Source organism: Staphylococcus sp. NRL 16/872 (assembly GCF_022815905.2).
Lineage (GTDB): Bacteria > Bacillota > Bacilli > Staphylococcales > Staphylococcaceae > Staphylococcus.
The window spans coordinates 1,211,764-1,228,149 of sequence record NZ_CP119327.1 but is presented as its reverse complement, the minus strand read 5'-3'; the positions used below and the strand labels follow the sequence as shown (position 1 = coordinate 1,228,149).

Genomic DNA, 16,386 nt, shown 5'->3' with positions numbered 1-16,386 from the left:
CGATTCTCCTATGCTTTTAATTGTTCAATTCTAGTTTTTACACCATCATATTTTTCTTGATAACGTTGTTGCTTTTCTCTTTCTTCGTTGATAACTTTTTCAGGTGCTTTATTCACAAAGTTTTCGTTAGATAATTTTTTATCTACTCTATCTAATTCTTTTTGTAATTTATCTAATTCTTTTTCAAGACGAGCGATTTCTTTATCCATATCGATTAAGCCTTCTAAAGGTAATACGACTTTACCCGCTTCAACGACTGAAGTCATCGCTTTCTCAGGAATATCAATATTTGTATCAATCACTAATTCGCTTGGATTACAGAATTTATGAATGTAATCTGCGTTTTCATTAAGTGTCGCTTTCACGTTTTCATCTTTTGCTTGAATGAAAATTGGTATAGATTTAGAAAGCGGTGTATTAACTTCAACACGAGATTGTCTCACTGATTTAATAATTTCAACAAGTTGTTGCATTGTTTGTTTACTATCTTCAAAACTCAATTCTTCTTTAACTGTTGGCCAAGATGCGTTAACAATTGTTTCTCCTTCATGAGGAAGACTTTGCCATATCTTTTCAGTGACAAATGGCATGAATGGATGTAACATACGCATAATTTGGTCTAATGTATAACTTAATACAGAACGTGTGGTTTGTTTTTGCGCTTCATCGTCACCATTCATTGGAATTTTACTCATTTCGATATACCAATCACAGAATTCATCCCAAATAAAGTTATATAATGCTCGGCCTACTTCACCAAATTCATATTTATCACTTAAGTGTGTGACTGTTTCAATTGTTTCATTTAAACGCGTTAAAATCCATTTATCTGCTAAAGATAAATTGCCAGATAAATCAATATCGTTGTAGCTAAAGTCATCACCAATATTCATTAAACTGAAACGTGCACCGTTCCAAATTTTATTGATGAAGTTCCATACTGATTCTACTTTTTCAGTAGAATAACGTAAATCATGACCTGGAGATGAACCAGTTGCTAAGAAGTAACGTAAGCTGTCTGCACCGTATTCTTCAATAACATCCATTGGGTCAACACCATTACCTAATGATTTACTCATCTTACGACCATCTTCGGCACGAACTAAACCATGTAATAATACGTCGTTAAATGGACGACGATCAGTGAACTCTAATCCTTGGAAGATCATTCTCGCTACCCAGAAGAAGATAATGTCATATCCTGTTACAAGCGCATTTGTAGGATAATAACGTTTAAAGTCTTCTGCTTCTTCATTAGGCCAACCAAGTGTTGAGAATGGCCATAAGGCACTTGAGAACCAAGTATCTAATACATCTTCGTCTTGTTCCCAATTTTCAATGTCTTGTGGTGCTTCTTCGCCAACATAAAGTTCGCCTGTTTCTTTATGATACCAAGCTGGAATTTGATGACCCCACCATAATTGACGAGAAATCGTCCAGTCTCTAATTTCTTCCATCCAGCGATTGAAAGTATTCTCAAAACGAGGTGGATAGAAATCGATACGATCATCTGTTTTTTGATTATCTAATGCTCTTTGAGCAAGTGGTTTCATTTTAACGAACCATTGTGTAGATAAATATGGTTCAACTACAGCACCCGTACGTTCTGAGTGACCTACTGAATGCATGTGCTCTTCAATTTTAATAACTAAATCTTGTGCTTTTAAATCTTCAACTAATTGTTTACGGCATTCGAAGCGGTCTAAACCAGCATATTTATCAGCTTTATCGTTCATTTTACCGTTTTCATCCATAACAATAATATTTTCTAAGTCATGACGTTGTCCAATTTCAAAGTCATTTGGATCGTGTGCAGGTGTTACTTTCATTGCACCACTACCGAATTCAATATCAACATATTCATCTGCTAAAATTGGTAATTCACGGCCAACGATAGGTAAAATAACTTTTTTACCAATAACATCTTTATAACGTTCATCATTAGGGTTAACAACAATTGCTGTATCACCTAACATTGTTTCTGGACGTGTAGTAGCAATTTCGATATATCCTTCGCCATCAGCATATGGATATTTGAAATGATAGAAGTGACCTTGTACATCTTCATGGATTACTTCAATATCTGATAATGCCGTTCTCGCTTCTGGATCCCAGTTAATAATACGCTCTCCACGATAAATAATACCTTTGTTATATAGGTCAACAAACACTTTCTTAACAGCTTGGCTTAAGCCATCATCTAAAGTAAATCGTTCTCTGCTATAGTCTAAACCTAAGCCTAATTTAGCCCATTGTTGACGAATAAATGAAGCATATTCTTCTTTCCAAGACCATGCATGTTCTAAGAATTTCTCACGGCCAATATCATGACGAGAAATACCTTGCTCTTTTAATTTCGCATCTACTTTAGCTTGTGTTGCAATGCCGGCATGGTCCATACCTGGAAGATATAGCGTGTCATAGCCTTGCATTCTTTTCATACGTGTAATAATATCTTGTAACGTTGTATCCCATGCGTGACCAAGATGTAATTTACCAGTTACATTTGGTGGAGGAATAACAATCGTATAAGTTTCTTTTGATTTATCTTCTGAGGGTTTGAAATACCCATTTTTTACCCATTCTTCGTAACGACCCGCTTCCACTTCACGCGGGTTATACTTAGGTTCCATGTTCATAGAAAAAAACCTCCTAATTATAAAAAAACACCCCTCCTAAAAAATAGGACGGATGTTCCGTGGTACCACCTAAATTCAAGATTAAACTCCTCAACTGAAAACTTTAACCTTGCACTTAATTATGATTAACGCTCAAACACGCTTTTATTTACTCTATATATGTTCAATAAAAGTTCAAGTGGGCTACCTTCAGTAAGAACGCTATACATATTTCCACCAACCATATGCTCTCTTTGCTATCATTCAAACTTACTCTTCCCATAGTTATATTTAATTACTTATTTATAGTATAATGGAAATCCTAATAAGTCAATCTCTTGGAGGTATATTTATGAACGAATGTGCGTTTGGTACAAAAGATTCAGTTTATCTTGATTATCACGATCAGGTTTGGGGACAGCCACTATATGATAGTAAAGCGCTGTTCAAATTATTGGCGTTAGAATCTCAACATGCCGGCCTATCTTGGTTAACGATTTTAAAGAAAAAAGCCTCCTATGAAGAAGCTTTTTATAATTTTGAACCTGAAAAAGTGGCAAGTATGACGGACGAGGATATTGATAAATTAATGGAATTTCCTAACATAGTGCATAATCGTAAAAAATTAGAAGCTATCGTATCTCAAGCGAAAGGCTATTTTGAAATCGAAAAAGACTATGGTAGTTTTAGCGATTACTTATGGTCGTATGTGAATCAACAACCTATCGACTTACATTACCAACACGCTTCTGACAGAATTACTGTTGATGAGCGTGCAACACAATTATCTAAAGACTTAAAGAAATATGGTTTTAAATTCCTAGGTCCAGTTACTGTATTTTCATTTTTAGAAGCGGCTGGATTATATGACGCACACTTAGAAAGTTGTCCTTATAAACCTAAACATAAATAAAAAATAGCGAACGCTCGTAAAAACGAGTATTCGCTATTTTTTTAAATTCTTTTTCATGAAAAATCCAATTATCGGAGCGACGAAGAATAATATAAAGAAAATCCTAAATATATGGAAACTTGAAATCATCGCTACATCTGCACCTGTTGCTATAGCTACAAGCACGATTTGACTCATTCCACCAGGCGCCCCTCCTAGAAATAACTCATTCATTGAATTATGGGTAAATAAATGAACGATAAACACCATTACAAATGCGCTAAGAATTAAAAGGACATTTTGATAAATTATCGCTATGGCAAGACGCCCTTTTAAATCTCCTAATAATTTAGCAATTTGTAGTCCAATTCTAATCATATAAATCAACTGTGCTGATGCAAGAATGCCATTGTCTAGTGTGAATGTAGCGTGTGTAGTTAAATTCCATACTACTAAGACAGCTATTGGCGCTAATAATTGTTTAGTTGGAAAATGGATCTTCGCCATTATAAAGTACACAATGCCAATTGTAATAGCTAAAAATAAAATTTGCGAAATATTTAAAGCTTCAGTTAACGGAGGCGCCTTACTTACTGTTTGATTGCTACCCTCTCCACTACTAAAGAAATATGAGATAAATGGAACTAAGACCACCACAAATATAACGCGAGATGTTTGTGTTAAACTCACCACAAGAATGTTGGCCCTTTTATTTTCCTCGGCCATAATTAGCATTTGACTAAGTGCACCCGGAATAACACTTAATATGGCTGTTTCCGTATTGACTTGAGCTATTTTTTTGAAAAAATAAGCAATTAATAAAGAAAGCAATATCAGTAATATTGTGACCACTACTATTGTTGACCAATCATTTTTAATATCATTAATAACTTTCTTTGTAAAAGTAGAACCTATTTGAACCCCTAGTAAAATTAAACCAATCTGACTGAACCAAAAAGGCCATTGTACTCTCAACTTAAACACTTTCCCTACTAATATAGCAGCAATAATGGGACCAAACATGAACGGCAAAAGGACATGAGCAAAATATAAAATTAAACTCATAACAACTGCGGTAACAAATAAAATTATATTATTACGCCATAATAACCACATTAAGGCTCACTTCTTTCATTAAAAAGAAGGTTAAGACTATAGTCTTAACCTTCCATCATTTTATATTAAATTATACAATGCGACTTAATGCAGTATCAAATGCTTGAATTGTTTTTGCAATATCTTCTTTAGTGTGGGCTGTAGATAAGAATGTACCTTCAAATTGTGATGGTGGTAAGAAGATACCTTCTTTAGCCATTTCACGATACATATTGCTAAAGAGTTCTAAGTCACTCTTATTCGCTTCGTCAAAGTTAGTTACTGGGCCTTCATTTAAGAAATAACCAATCATTGAGCCCGCTCTGTTAACTGTAATAGGCACATTATGTTTCGCAAAGACTTCTTTTAAACCTTTTTCTAAAATGTCTCCAAGTTCTTGGAAATACTCGTAAGTTTCTGGAGTTAATTGACTAAGTGTTTCATATCCACTAGTCATAGCTAATGGGTTACCTGATAACGTACCAGCTTGATAAATGTTACCTACAGGTGCAATGCTATCCATAATTTCTTTTTTACCACCAAAGGCACCTACTGGTAAGCCACCGCCAATTACTTTTCCTAAACAAGTAATATCAGGTGTTACACCAAAGTAACCTTGCGCACAATTATAGCCTACACGGAAACCAGTCATTACTTCGTCAAAGACAAGTAATGAACCATATTCAGAAGTAATATCTCTAAGTCCTTGTAAGAAACCTTCTAAAGGTGGCACTACGCCCATGTTACCTGCAACAGGTTCTACAATCACACCTGCAATATCATCGCCATAATTTTCAAAAGCAACTTTAATTGCATCTAAATCATTGTAAGGTACAGTAATTGTGTTTTTGGCAGTACCTTCTGGCACACCTGGAGAGTCAGGTAAACCTAATGTCGCTACGCCAGAACCCGCTTTAATAAGCAATGAATCACTGTGTCCATGATAGCAACCTTCAAATTTAACAATTTTATTTCTACCTGTGTAACCACGTGCAAGACGTAATGCAGCTAATGTAGCTTCAGTTCCTGAAGATACCATACGTACTTTTTCAATAGATGGTACACGGTCAATAACTAATTCGGCTAATCGATTCTCTTCAAGTGTAGAAGCACCAAAGCTTGTACCTTTATCCACCGCTTCATGTAACTTCTCAATCACTTGTTTATTTTTATGTCCTAAGATTAAAGGACCCCAACTTAATACATAATCGATATATTCATTACCATCGATATCATAGATTCTAGAACCTTCCGCGTGATCCATAAAAATCGCTGGTGTATCTACAGATTTGAATGCTCTTACTGGACTATTCACCCCACCAGGCATTAAATTTTCCGCAATTTTCATTGCTTCTTGTGATTTCTCGTAACCCATATTTAGTCCTCCTTTTCAAAAAATAATTATTTATCTAAATAACGGCAAATATCTTTCGCAAAGTAAGTGATAATCATATCAGCACCCGCGCGTTTCATTGATACCATTTGTTCCATCACAACGCGTTCTTCATCAATCCAACCATTGAGTGAAGCGGCTTTAGTCATCGCATATTCACCACTAACATTGTATGCAACAACTGGAATATTTGTATTATTTTTAACATCTCTAACGATATCTAAGTAACTTAACGCAGGTTTAACGATCATCATATCTGCACCCTCTTTCAAGTCACTTTCTAATTCTCTTAAAGCTTCTAAGCGATTGGCAGGATCCATTTGATACGTTTTTCTATCTCCAAATGAAGGAGCAGAATCTGCAGCATCTCTAAATGGACCGAAGAAGCTTGAAGCATATTTAATACCGTAACTCATAATAGGAACGTTATAGTACCCCGCTTCATCTAAACCTTGACGAATTTCAGTTACAAAGCCATCCATCATATTACTTGGAGCGATAATGTCTGCACCAGCTTCAACTTGTGAAACAGCCGTTTTCACTAATAATGGTAATGATTTATCATTATCAACATCGTGTGTGTGATCATCAATTAAACCACAGTGACCGTGGTCAGTGTATTCACATAGGCAAGTATCTGCTACGATGAGTAAATCCTCATGTAATGATTTAGCTTTACGAGTTGCTTCTTGAACAATTCCGTTATGATCGTAAGCACCTGAGCCAACTTCATCTTTTTCATTTGGTACACCAAAGAACATAATAGCTCTAATACCTAAATCGTAGGCTTCGTTAATTTCGTCATCTAAAAGGTTTAGACTAATTTGATATACGCCAGGTAAAGATTTAATTTCACTTTTAACATTGTCTTTTTCTACTACAAAGATAGGGTAAATTAAATCTTCTTTTCTCACATGGGTTTCTCTAACTAAACTACGCATTGACTCTGAGGAGCGTAATCTTCTGTGTCTATCAAATTTCATTATTTATTCCTACTTTCTATAACTTTATTAATAAGTGCTTCTGCCGTCTGTTTATCAGCTATATATGGTTCGATACCATACTCCCTTAATGTATCTGCAGTTTGATGACCGATTGCATAATATTGATTAAAGTCAGACGGAGATCCTTCATTAAAATAATAACGCACTGCCGACGAACTTGAAAACGTAAGTGCTTCAATTTCATTATTATTTATCATATTTATGACGTCATGGATATTATTTTTATGTGGAATAGGTTTATATAAATCAATCTTCACTACATCATTATTGATTGCTAATTGCTGTTGCAATTTAGGACGCGCTTTGGCACTACTCGGTATCAAGACTTTCTGGCCTTGTATTTTTAAATTATTCAATAGGCCTTCTTGTGAAAAATCTTCTGGTACAAAATCTACCTTAATATTCAATTCACGACATAGTTGCGCAGTTTTAGTCCCTATTACAGCGATATGTTTAACTTGAAGTTTACCCATATAATGTTTGAATAACCTCACTGCATTTTTAGACGTAAAAATAAGCCAGTCATAGTTGTTCTGCAATAGTCGAGTATCAATCTCAAGTGGTTGTATTTGGATAAAAGGTTTATGCACAATTTCCACTAAATCACTTTGTATTTTACTCGTTTGCGTCATTACTATAACTGGTTTCATTTGTTTTACACCTCTAAATTTTGTACTAATGTATAAATACATTAATTATTAGTGTGATTGTTCCTCATTTAGCTTTCTAATAATTTCATATGCGCCTTGTTCAATAAGCACATCACTTACTTTTTTCCCTAATTCTACTGGATCAGTACCGACTACAGTGTGTTCATATCTTTCCTTGCCATCTGGCGTCATAATTAAGCCTGTGAATTCAATTTCTCCATTTGAATTATTAGTAGCATAACCACCAATAGGCACTTGGCAACTGCCATCCATAGCAGCTAAGAATGTACGTTCCGCTGTAACGCAATCTGCAACTTGTTTGTTATGAACTTTCTGAAGTAATTCTAATAACTCTTTATCATCACTACGGCATTCTATACCTAATGCGCCTTGACCGATTGCAGGTAAAAGAACATCTTTATCAAGATAAGTAGTTACAATGTCATCGGACCAGCCCATACGACGTAAACCTGCAGCTGCTAGAATGATTGCATCATAATCTTCAGTTTCTAATTTATGAAGTCGAGTATCAATGTTTCCACGTATCCATTTTATTTTTAAATTAGGATATTTAGATAATATTTGTGCGCCTCGTCTCAATGAACTAGTACCAATAATACTGCCATCAGGTAATTCATTTAAAGGCGTGTGGTTTTTAGAAATATACGCATCAAAAGGCACTTCTCTATCGGGGATACAACCTAATGTAAGGCCTTCTGGAATAATACTTGGAACATCTTTTAAAGAATGAATTGCCATATCAATATCTTTATTAAACAACTCATGTTGAATTTCTTTAACGAAAAGGCCTTTGCCTCCAACTTTTGATAGTTGTTTATCTACAATTCGATCCCCTTTAGTGACAATTTCTTTTATTTCTATATCTAAAGTCGGGTCCACTTCTTTAAGTTTATCAATAAATTGTTGACTTTGCGTTAAAGCAAGTTTGCTTCTTCGCGAACCTACAACTAATTTGCGCATACGTGCTGCCTCCTATTGCTTTTCAAAAATTAAGTAAAATGAGTTGTAAAAAATAAATTAATCATACATAAGCAAAATAACACAATATTAAAGTAAATTAAATGAATTGATTTAAGCCACTGATTTAGTCGACTAAAAATATATATAGTATAGAAAATTGTGATTATTGTAGATAAAATGACTTTAGGATCTGTAAAAATGCTTTCTCCTACTGCATAAAAGCCCCATTGAGCACCTAATATAATACTTAAAATTAAAATAATTAGGCCACTTAAAGATGAGTAAAACACAATAGTTTCTAAGGTAGCAACGCTCTCAATTCTAAAATACTTTTGATCAAATTTTTTCTCTCTTAAATTGCGATATTGGATAATGTATAATAATGCGTTAACAAATGCCAATGCAAAGAACGCATAACTAAGGACAGCTAAACCTATATGAATTAACAGTAACTCATTGATAATTGTTACTCTTTGTCCATTTGTAGAATAGTGTTCTGGTTGAAAAGTGTTCATCATTAATAGGACAAAGCCTATCACATTTAGAAAGAATACTGAAAAACTCAATACTTTAATAACATTTAAAATTAAAGAAATAGATATAATTATCCATGCCAAAAAGAAAAACACATCAAAAAGAGAGTTAAGTGTTATTTGACTATGGGATGTTATATAAATAGACAAAGAGATTGTTTGTAATATCCAAACAATCCCTAGTGTATATATACCTAATTCTCTAATTTTATGACTTTTTCGAACAAAATCAATAAAGTAACAAAGAATACTTATTAAATATATGACTAATATAATTTCATGAAATCTAATAAACAGGGTTTCTTGCATATTATCACCATATTAATATGCTTATTCAAAACTTAAGATATGTCGTACTGAAAGCTCCTTCTCTCTTTCTGCTTTTCGTGTTTTAATTTCTTCGTAAGGATTTTCAGCTTCTATATCAAAAATATTTTGAAATAGCTCTAATTTTTCATTGCTTTTCTTATCATTACTTAATTCTTTAGCCTGTTTAATTGGATCTTTTAGCATTTGATTAATAATACTTTTAGTGTGCTTAGAAATAACCGTGCGTTCTCTATCTGACAAATTAGGAAGCTTTCTATCAATACTTTCCATTGTTTTTGCCTGGATTGTCATTGCTTTCTCACGTAATGCTCTTATAACTGGTACAACACCTAGCATATTGACCCAGTCATTATGATTTTGAATTTCATGAGGTATTTGATCTGCAATCATTTCTGCAGCCATTTGACGCTCACGCAAGTTAGCATCTACTAACCCTTTCAAATCATCTACATCATAACTAAATACATTATCACTAAAATCAATGCCTGGTTCAATATCTCTTGGCACAGCAATATCTATCATTAATAATGATGTAGTTTTTCTATACGATAATGTTTCATCCATCATACTTTTTGTAATAATAAAATCTGGTGAACTAGTTGAACTAATTACAATATCAGCAGAAGCCAATAAGGCAGGTAAAGAATCAAGTGATTTATATTTAACATTATGTTTTTGTGCTAACAATTTTGCGTTCTCTTCAGTTCTATTTACGACTGTAATATCCATAATTCCAGAACCTAATAAATTAAGTAGTGATAATTCACTCATTTCCCCTGCACCAATAATGACAGCTTGTTTACTTTTAAGTTTGCCGAATACCTTTTTAGCTAATTCAACAGCTGCATAAGAAACACTCACTGCATTGTCTGCGATATCAGTTTCACTATGCGCTTTTTTAGCGAAAGTAATTGCCTGTTTAAATAAATGATTAAAAATTGTTCCAGTTGTCTTTGTTTCTTGGGCTAAAAAGAATGCATCTCTCATTTGTCCAAGTATTTGAGTTTCACCTAAAACAATTGAATCTAAGCCAGAAGTGACACGCAATAAATGTTCTACTGCTTCGTCCCCCACTTTAACTTCTGACATTGCTTTAATATCATCTACTTCAAATCCAAATGAACGCGCTAAAAATCTTTGAATATAATAACGGCCAGTGTGAATTTGATCAACAACAGCATATACTTCTGTACGATTACATGTAGATAAAATGACGTTTTCTAAAATTGATTTAGTTTCAAATAAATCTTCATGGGCTAATCGTAAGGCATCATTTCTAAAAGCAACTTGCTCTCTAAGTGCTACATCGGCTGTACGATGATTTATACTTAAAGCAATAAAATGCATTTATAACGCCCTCCATATACTAACAATATCATTAGTATAACATATATACCTTTGATTTTAAGTTGATTGCTCAAATAAATTAGAAAGATTCTAATTTAAAGTCATATTTTTGTCATTAATTGACATACTTTTATAATATTGGAATATTTAACTTTAGTAGTAATTATAATTATTATAAATAAGAAGCAATTAAATCCCAAATTTGTTGTTGTTTAGTATTTTGAATTGAAGAATAACTAATAATCGTATCTTCAGGATCTAAGTCTAATTTTTCTTTTATGTTTTTAATATGCTTTTGTACTTTACCTTTAGCTATTTTATCTTCTTTCGTACAGATCACTAATGTAGGAATTTCAAAGTGTTTTAGGTAATCATACATTAACACATCATCTTCTGTAGGATTATGGCGCAAGTCAACAAGTTGTATAACTAATTTTAAGCTTTCTCTCTTAGTTAAATATTCTTCAATCATCTTTCCAAACTTTTCTCGCTGCGACTTACTTACTTTCGCATAACCATATCCAGGTACATCTACAAAGATTAATTGATCATCGATATTAAAGAAGTTAAGTGTTTGTGTCTTACCTGGCTGTTGTGATGTACGAGCCATATTTTTTCTACCAATCATGCTATTAATAAATGAAGATTTACCTACATTTGAACGACCACTTAATGCCACTTCTGCTAAGCCAGTTTCTGGATATTGTGCTTCTTGAACTGCACTGATAATTAAATCTATATTATTAGGATTAATATTCATATGTTATCCTCTCTCTTTAAAGTTTATTATAACTGTTTTATTATAATATATTTTGACCTAAACCTAAAAGACTATATGATTTCTCAAACTCCTTCTTTTAGTATAAAAAAGAAAAACCCAAATCTAAAATCGATTTGGGTTTAAAAATGGCTTCCTATATATTATGCCGATGTTTTACTATCATTTAATAAATTACCTTCTGAATCATATAATTCAGGTTCGATTTCATCTTGGATAGTCTTAGCAGTAATGATTACTTTAGCGACATCATCAGATGAGGGTACATCATACATAATGTCGATTAAAGCTTCTTCAATGATTGAACGTAAACCACGAGCACCAGTTTTACGTTCGATTGCTTTTTCACTTACAGCTGCTAAAGCATCCTCAGTAAATTCAAGTTCAACATTATCTAGTTCGAGCATTTTAGTATATTGTTTAACCAATGCATTTTTAGGTTGAGTTAAAATGTTTTTTAACGCTTCTACATCTAAAGTCTCTAAATTAGCAACAATTGGAACACGACCAATAAATTCAGGGATTAAACCATACGTTTGTAAATCTTCTGGTCGTATTTGTTCAAGTAATGCTTCTTCATCATATTTATCAGCTTCATTACTTGCAAATCCGATTATTTTTTCTCCTAAGCGACGTTTAATTACTTCATCAATACCATCAAAAGCGCCACCTAAGATAAATAAAATATTGGTTGTATCAATTTGGATAAGTTCTTGGTTAGGATGTTTACGTCCACCTTGAGGAGGCACACTAGCAGTTGTACCTTCTAAAATTTTAAGTAAAGCTTGTTGAACACCCTCACCTGAAACATCACGTGTAATTGAAGTGTTTTCAGATTTTCTTGCAATTTTATCAATTTCATCAACGTAAATAATACCTTTTTCAGCTTTATCAATATCAAAATCAGCAGCTTGAATTAAACGTAGTAAGATATTCTCAACGTCGTCACCTACATAACCCGCTTCTGTAAGACTAGTAGCATCTGCAATTGCAAACGGCACATTAAGTGTTTTAGCTAATGTTTGAGCTAATAATGTTTTACCACTACCTGTAGGTCCGATTAAAGCGATATTACTTTTTTGTAATTCAACATCATCTTCATTTGGTCCTAATTGTTGGATACGTTTGTAATGATTATATACTGCAACAGCTAAAGATTTTTTTGCTTTTTCTTGACCGATAACATATTCGTTAAGATGGTCCATGATTTCTTTAGGTGTAGGTAACTCAGTAAACTCTTCGGACGTAGATTGTGCTAATTCTTCCTCTACTATCTCAGAGCATAATTCAATACATTCATTACAGATATATACGCCGCTACCTGCGACTAATTTTTTTACTTGATCTTGGTCCTTACCACAAAAAGAACATTTTAAATTTTCTTCATCTTCATTGAATTTAAACATTCATTTACACCTCTATTCTTAAACGACTATACTAGATAGCATTCTACAATGCAAATTAATGGTAAACAACTATTATGCTTAAAATATAGAGTAGCAGATACATATATTGATGCACCTGCTACTTAAATTTTAATATATTAATTTAAAAAATTAATTATTTATCTTCTTTAGTTGTTTCAACATATTTAGCATTGTCTCTTAATAAGTCGATAACTTTTTGAATACGTACGTCATTTTTAATGATGTCTGTATTACCTAAAGTATTTTTAATATCTTCAACTGAAATGTTGAATTGTTTACTCATTTTTTCTAACTCTTTATCGATATCTTCATCAGTAGCTTCGATACTTTCTTTTTCAGCAATAGCAGTTAAAGTTAAGTTAGTTTTGACACGTTGCTCTGCATCGTCTTTCATTTGTTCTCTTAATTGAGATTCATCTTGACCTGAGATTTGGAAATAAGTTTGTAAATCTAAGCCTTGTTGTTGAATTCTTTGACCGAATTCTTGAACCATGCGATCTAATTCAGTATCAATCATAGCTTGTGGAATATCGATTGTTGTATTTTCAGTTGCTTTATTAATAGCCTCTTCTTTTTCAACATTTTCAGCTTCTGTAGCTTTTTGTTCTGATAAACGTTTACGTAAGTTTTCTTTATATTCATCAACTGAGTTAGCTTCTGAATCTAATTCATTAGCAACTTCGTCGTCTAATTCTGGAACATCTTTGTATTTAATTTCATTTACTTTAGTTTTGAAAGTAGCCTCTTTACCAGATAATTCTTCAGCATGATATTCTTCTGGGAAAGTAACAACTACGTCTTTTTCTTCGCCAGTTTTTAATCCTACTAATTGATCTTCAAATCCAGGAATGAATGAGCCTGAACCGATTTCTAAGTCATAACCATCAGCTTGGCCACCTTCAAATTGTTCACCATCAACATAACCATCGAAGTCAATGTTAACTGTGTCACCGTTTTCAACAGCGCCGTCCTCTTTAACTACCATATCAGCTAAATGACCTAAACTATGATCAATTGCTTCTTGTAATTCTTCATCTGTTAATTCAGACTCTTGTTTCTCAATTTCTAAACCTTTGTAATCACCTAATTGAACTTCAGGTTCAACTGTTACAGTAGCTTCAAATTCGAAGTCTTTACCTTTTTCGATTTGAGTAACATTGATTTCTGGTTGTGCTACTGGATTAATTCCAGTTTCATCGATTGCTTCACCATAAGCTTCAGGTAAAAGAATATCTACTGCATCTTGATATAATGCTTCAACGCCGAAACGTTGTTCAAAAATTGGACGAGGCACTTTACCTTTACGGAAACCAGGCACGTTAATTTGTTTAACTACTTTTTTAAATGCTTGATCTAATGCTTTGTCTAGTTTTTCTGCTGGAACTGTAACTTTTAATAACCCTTCGTTACCTTCCTTTTTTTCCCAAGTTGCTGTCATGTATAATACCTCCATGATTACATTTTTTATTTTTTCAACTTCCCTATTATAGCATACGTCTAATACGGACACAAACATTGTTTTATAGGGCTTTTTTCACTTTTATTTAAGAAAATCAATATCATTACTTTAACGAATTCGGATAATAAATTAAAATAATTTGCTCAATTTTGACCATCTAAAGTATAAATAAATTGCAATAACTCTGAATTAGCTTCATTTGTTGGAAGACCAATCATCGTTTTAAAATAATTCTCATATGTTTTAATCCATTCTGAGTCACTATACAGTTCAAAAATACTTAATGGATAAAGTAATATAGAATGATTATTCATTACATGATGCGCTTCATTAGATATATTAAGTGCACCTTCACTCAGTAATTCAGTTACCTTAGGTATTACGACTGTCTTCATTTCAGTATGTTCAAGACCATTTAATTTTGAAGGTCTAATACTAATAGAAAACCCATATTTATTTATCGAAATTAATTCTTCATAATTGGCAAAACGCAAATATTCTAACATTAAACTTTTTAAATTATTAGCTTTCACTTCGTGTGTAAGTAAAAATGCTACAGTTTCCTTAAACTCATAATGCCCATTATCAATTAATTTCATTACCAATTTAATCTGTTCATTTAAATTTAGAGTACTGAATTGAGATAATAATTGACTTGTTATATGTTTGTCTTCATTCAATTGTGATTGAGCATATTCTCTAATTGGAAATAAGGCCATTCTCGTTTTATGATCTTTCACTTCATCAATGATTTGATTAATAACCTCAATCGCTTCATAATGTTGCCCTAAACCATTTAAGGCCTTAACATAATAAATCATTAATTCTTCATAATAAGATAAACCTTTTTTTAAAAGAACAATTGCTTCTTCACGTAGTTCTAAAAATGATTCAAGTTGATATAACATATCGCACTTAATTAAAGACAATTGATCATCCAATTCATATTGAGCTTCATAGTCTTCAAATAACTGGTATAATCTTTCATGATTTTGCTGATTATTTACTTCAATGATATCTTTATACAACTTATTTTGTGCTTTAGGAAAAGGGATAATATCTGACACAATTTTGCCCCCTTTTTATAAATCTTTTAAAATTAATGCACTCCAAGTTTCGAAGTTATCATAGTCTTCAATTTTTCCTTGTTCAACCCATTCAATTTTTAATGTATCTGTTTCTTTAACTTCTATATCTTGAGAATTAACTTTAATTTTAAAAACTACACCAATGTGAACTTTACCAACTTCATTAGTATCATCATTGATAAAGCCTATATAATCCATATTTTGAGAATGTTGTTCTGATAAGCCAACCTCTTCTTCTAATTCACGTTGTGCATTAACACGTAAAACTTCATTAATAGATTGTGCGCCTACTACATCATTCATATGGCCTCCTACGCCTATTGAAGATTGCCCGTGTAAACGTTCTTCTCCTCCGCCACTTAAACGTTTATAAACAAGTAATTCATTATTTTCATTTTCAAGCAAACAATAAGAAATTAATTGTTTATATGAAGGATCTTCTTCCATATCTCCACGACGTTTCACTTCATAATGTGTTAAGGAATTAAAAATACTTTCTCCTTGTGTATCATTTTTTGGTAAAAAGCCATTGAATGTATTTGTTTCATCTTCGAAAATTATCTTTCTAGGGACTACTATAATTTGTTCATCGTATTTAGACATACAGTTCTCCTTACTTATTTATTCTTTTTATGTATTTTATCAAACTCATCTATCGAACCACAATTAAAGCAATCATTTTTAACTAATCATAATTGGATTTTCAACTAATGAAAGGCACAGCGAAATAATTACTAAATAAATATTTTATAAAAAATGTCGACAAAGATAACAACCCTTGTCGACATTTT

General features: G+C 32.6%; 14 protein-coding genes and 1 other annotated feature. Of the genes, 1 reads left to right on the top strand and 13 read right to left on the bottom strand.

Annotated elements, in window-relative coordinates; translation table 11 throughout:
* Positions 1-8: 8 nt before the first annotated feature.
* Complete coding sequence (locus tag MT340_RS06160) at positions 9-2,639, bottom strand: valine--tRNA ligase (RefSeq protein WP_243589199.1); 2,631 nt, start codon at positions 2,637-2,639, stop codon at positions 9-11.
* 41 nt (positions 2,640-2,680) lie between these two features.
* Positions 2,681-2,909: a binding site (T-box leader), on the bottom strand.
* A gap of 61 nt (positions 2,910-2,970) precedes the next feature.
* Between MT340_RS06160 and MT340_RS06155 the strand changes: the two genes are divergently transcribed.
* Positions 2,971-3,531, top strand: coding sequence for a DNA-3-methyladenine glycosylase I (locus MT340_RS06155; protein WP_243589198.1), 561 nt, complete (start codon positions 2,971-2,973; stop codon positions 3,529-3,531).
* Between the two features lie 33 nt (positions 3,532-3,564).
* On the opposite strand, the gene MT340_RS06150 is transcribed toward MT340_RS06155, so the two are convergent.
* The 12 genes from MT340_RS06150 to MT340_RS06095 form a co-directional block, all read right to left on the bottom strand.
* Positions 3,565-4,626, bottom strand: a complete 1,062-nt coding sequence (locus MT340_RS06150) for an AbrB family transcriptional regulator (RefSeq protein WP_243589197.1) — start codon at positions 4,624-4,626, stop codon at positions 3,565-3,567.
* A 70-nt stretch (positions 4,627-4,696) separates the two neighbouring features.
* Positions 4,697-5,980 carry a glutamate-1-semialdehyde 2,1-aminomutase gene (hemL, locus tag MT340_RS06145; RefSeq protein WP_243603677.1) on the bottom strand — a complete coding sequence of 428 codons (1,284 nt, stop codon included), beginning with the start codon at positions 5,978-5,980 and terminating at the stop codon, positions 4,697-4,699.
* A 26-nt stretch (positions 5,981-6,006) separates the two neighbouring features.
* Positions 6,007-6,981 carry a porphobilinogen synthase gene (gene hemB, locus MT340_RS06140; RefSeq protein WP_243589196.1) on the bottom strand — a complete coding sequence of 325 codons (975 nt, stop codon included), beginning with the start codon at positions 6,979-6,981 and terminating at the stop codon, positions 6,007-6,009.
* On the bottom strand, positions 6,981-7,652 hold the full coding sequence (locus tag MT340_RS06135; RefSeq protein WP_243589195.1) for a uroporphyrinogen-III synthase: 672 nt from the start codon (positions 7,650-7,652) through the stop codon (positions 6,981-6,983). Before MT340_RS06135 ends, hemB begins: the two co-directional genes overlap by 1 nt.
* 48 nt (positions 7,653-7,700) lie before the next feature.
* Complete coding sequence (hemC, locus tag MT340_RS06130) at positions 7,701-8,633, bottom strand: hydroxymethylbilane synthase (protein WP_243589194.1); 933 nt, start codon at positions 8,631-8,633, stop codon at positions 7,701-7,703.
* 29 nt (positions 8,634-8,662) lie between these two features.
* Complete coding sequence (gene ccsA, locus MT340_RS06125) at positions 8,663-9,475, bottom strand: cytochrome c biogenesis protein CcsA (protein ID WP_243589193.1); 813 nt, start codon at positions 9,473-9,475, stop codon at positions 8,663-8,665.
* 21 nt (positions 9,476-9,496) lie between these two features.
* A complete protein-coding gene (hemA, locus tag MT340_RS06120; RefSeq protein ID WP_243603676.1) occupies positions 9,497-10,843 on the bottom strand; it encodes a glutamyl-tRNA reductase in 1,347 nt (448 codons plus the stop codon).
* Between the two features lie 172 nt (positions 10,844-11,015).
* Positions 11,016-11,603, bottom strand: a complete 588-nt coding sequence (gene yihA, locus MT340_RS06115) for a ribosome biogenesis GTP-binding protein YihA/YsxC (protein ID WP_103329347.1) — start codon at positions 11,601-11,603, stop codon at positions 11,016-11,018.
* A 161-nt stretch (positions 11,604-11,764) separates the two neighbouring features.
* Positions 11,765-13,027, bottom strand: a complete 1,263-nt coding sequence (gene clpX / locus MT340_RS06110) for an ATP-dependent Clp protease ATP-binding subunit ClpX (protein ID WP_243589191.1) — start codon at positions 13,025-13,027, stop codon at positions 11,765-11,767.
* Between the two features lie 154 nt (positions 13,028-13,181).
* Complete coding sequence (tig, locus tag MT340_RS06105) at positions 13,182-14,486, bottom strand: trigger factor (RefSeq protein WP_243589190.1); 1,305 nt, start codon at positions 14,484-14,486, stop codon at positions 13,182-13,184.
* Positions 14,487-14,650: 164 nt separating this feature from the next.
* A complete protein-coding gene (locus MT340_RS06100) occupies positions 14,651-15,574 on the bottom strand; it encodes a hypothetical protein (protein ID WP_243589189.1) in 924 nt (307 codons plus the stop codon).
* A 15-nt stretch (positions 15,575-15,589) separates the two neighbouring features.
* Positions 15,590-16,198 carry an NUDIX domain-containing protein gene (locus tag MT340_RS06095; RefSeq protein ID WP_243603675.1) on the bottom strand — a complete coding sequence of 203 codons (609 nt, stop codon included), beginning with the start codon at positions 16,196-16,198 and terminating at the stop codon, positions 15,590-15,592.
* Positions 16,199-16,386 lie beyond the last annotated feature (188 nt).

Excerpts from the sequence above, each read along its gene's own strand:
- MT340_RS06160 (WP_243589199.1), bottom strand. The coding sequence starts at position 2,639 with ATGAACATGGAACCTAAGTATAACCCGCGTGAAGTGGAAGCGGGTCGT.
- MT340_RS06155 (WP_243589198.1), top strand. The coding sequence starts at position 2,971 with ATGAACGAATGTGCGTTTGGTACAAAAGATTCAGTTTATCTTGATTAT.
- MT340_RS06150 (WP_243589197.1), bottom strand. The coding sequence starts at position 4,626 with ATGTGGTTATTATGGCGTAATAATATAATTTTATTTGTTACCGCAGTT.
- hemL (WP_243603677.1), bottom strand. The coding sequence starts at position 5,980 with ATGGGTTACGAGAAATCACAAGAAGCAATGAAAATTGCGGAAAATTTA.
- hemB (WP_243589196.1), bottom strand. The coding sequence starts at position 6,981 with ATGAAATTTGATAGACACAGAAGATTACGCTCCTCAGAGTCAATGCGT.
- MT340_RS06135 (WP_243589195.1), bottom strand. The coding sequence starts at position 7,652 with ATGAAACCAGTTATAGTAATGACGCAAACGAGTAAAATACAAAGTGAT.
- hemC (WP_243589194.1), bottom strand. The coding sequence starts at position 8,633 with ATGCGCAAATTAGTTGTAGGTTCGCGAAGAAGCAAACTTGCTTTAACG.
- ccsA (WP_243589193.1), bottom strand. The coding sequence starts at position 9,475 with ATGCAAGAAACCCTGTTTATTAGATTTCATGAAATTATATTAGTCATA.
- hemA (WP_243603676.1), bottom strand. The coding sequence starts at position 10,843 with ATGCATTTTATTGCTTTAAGTATAAATCATCGTACAGCCGATGTAGCA.
- yihA (WP_103329347.1), bottom strand. The coding sequence starts at position 11,603 with ATGAATATTAATCCTAATAATATAGATTTAATTATCAGTGCAGTTCAA.
- clpX (WP_243589191.1), bottom strand. The coding sequence starts at position 13,027 with ATGTTTAAATTCAATGAAGATGAAGAAAATTTAAAATGTTCTTTTTGT.
- tig (WP_243589190.1), bottom strand. The coding sequence starts at position 14,486 with ATGACAGCAACTTGGGAAAAAAAGGAAGGTAACGAAGGGTTATTAAAA.
- MT340_RS06095 (WP_243603675.1), bottom strand. The coding sequence starts at position 16,198 with ATGTCTAAATACGATGAACAAATTATAGTAGTCCCTAGAAAGATAATT.